This window comes from Vibrio sp. 10N.222.46.A1 (assembly GCF_041473595.1).
In the GTDB taxonomy this organism is placed as follows: Bacteria; Pseudomonadota; Gammaproteobacteria; order Enterobacterales; family Vibrionaceae; genus Vibrio; species Vibrio tasmaniensis_A.
Genome location: NZ_JBFRSN010000905.1, coordinates 1 through 1,422, shown reverse-complemented (window position 1 = coordinate 1,422; position 1,422 = coordinate 1). Strand labels below are relative to the sequence as shown.

General features: G+C 43.8%; 2 protein-coding genes. One reads left to right on the top strand and one right to left on the bottom strand.

Going from position 1 to position 1,422, the window contains the following annotated elements:
* Nucleotides 1-865: LytS/YhcK type 5TM receptor domain-containing protein (locus tag AB4496_RS21710; protein WP_372131942.1), on the bottom strand; the 865-nt coding region annotated here is incomplete at its 3' end.
* Between the two features lie 369 nt (nucleotides 866-1,234).
* Here AB4496_RS21710 and rplY point away from each other — a divergent pair.
* The coding region (gene rplY, locus AB4496_RS21705) for a 50S ribosomal protein L25 (RefSeq protein ID WP_372131940.1) at nucleotides 1,235-1,422 on the top strand (188 nt) is incomplete at its 3' end.

The following is a 1,422-nucleotide window of genomic DNA, read 5'->3' as shown; positions in this document are numbered from 1 at the left end:
CATCAAGGTAGATGATGTCGTTTTGTTCCATCGAGGTAAGCGTGCTCTGCGATGAAATCGGAGTGTTAGGTATGTGGTGTTCATCGCCAATGCCAACAAACGCGAGAATTTTTTCTCGGTCGGTGATCGCCACCGCACCAACGTTGGTCTCTTCGTAAATGATGCGCACGATTTTTTGCGCATTATCTGAATTGAATCCACCATGCAAAATACCCACCGAACGTTCGGCAATGGTTAATGCGCGGCGTGAGAAAGTTGCCGAATATTTTTCGAAGATGGTTTTCCGATCTTGGATGATGCTCATGAACAGTGCCGCACCCACAGAGTTAGCAATGATCATTGGCGCGGCAATATCAGAAACCAGAGCATAGGACTGCTCGAATGGTTTCGCGACCGCTAACAGAATTAGCATCTGAATAATTTCTGCAAACAGGGTTACCGAGAACACCACCAACGGATTAAACAGTTGGCTAGCTTTGTTCTTTCTAACCAAGTAAACGTGCAATAGGCCGCCAATCAAGCCTTCAGCTGTGGTCGAAATCGCACAAGCTAAGTCTGTGAAGCCGCCTAATGAGTAACGGTGAATACCGCCAGTAAAGCCGACGGCAAAACCAACGACAGGACCGCCAAACAGACCTCCCATTACCGCACCCATCGCGCGAGTGTTGGCTATGGCGTCATTAATCTGCAGTCCAAAATAGGTGCCCATAATACAGAACAGAGAAAACAGAACATAACAGCTGACTTTATGACTTAAGCGTGAAGAGATGCTCAACAAAGGGAGAATCAACGGGGTTTTACTTAGCATGTAAGCTATTACTAAGTAGACACAGGTTTGTTGCAGCAGAGAGAGAATGAGTTCCATATTTTCACCTATTCATTCTGCTGTTTGATTAACACTAAGATTAACCAACCAAGCCTTAACCAAGTCTTAGGCAAACATTCATTTTCCGTTCATTAACTTGATGATTTAGCAACGCTATAAATAGATAAGATAGGCAATGTAAAAGACGATAAAATGGGGTAAATAAGCGCTAGTGAACGTTTTATCTCCAAACGAATCATTTATCGAAGGAAATTCACTTTGAGATGGGCTTCTGACTTGCTCAGATTTGAATGTGATGTTAGTATCCGCGCTCGCTTAAGCATGAACTCGTTTATGCCTAAGCTTTACCACATACTCAAGGTCGCATTGAGGTGTGAAGTTAATTTTTACTAATTTGAGAGTAAAACTATGAAATTTGAAGCAGTAGTACGTACTGAACTAGGTAAAGGTGCGAGCCGCCGCCTACGTCACGCTGGTAAATTCCCAGCTGTAATCTACGGTGGCGAAGCAGCAGCTGTAGCTATCGAACTTGTTCACGCTGACGTGATCAACCAAATGGATAAGCCTGAATTCTACGAAACAATCACTCTAGTGAT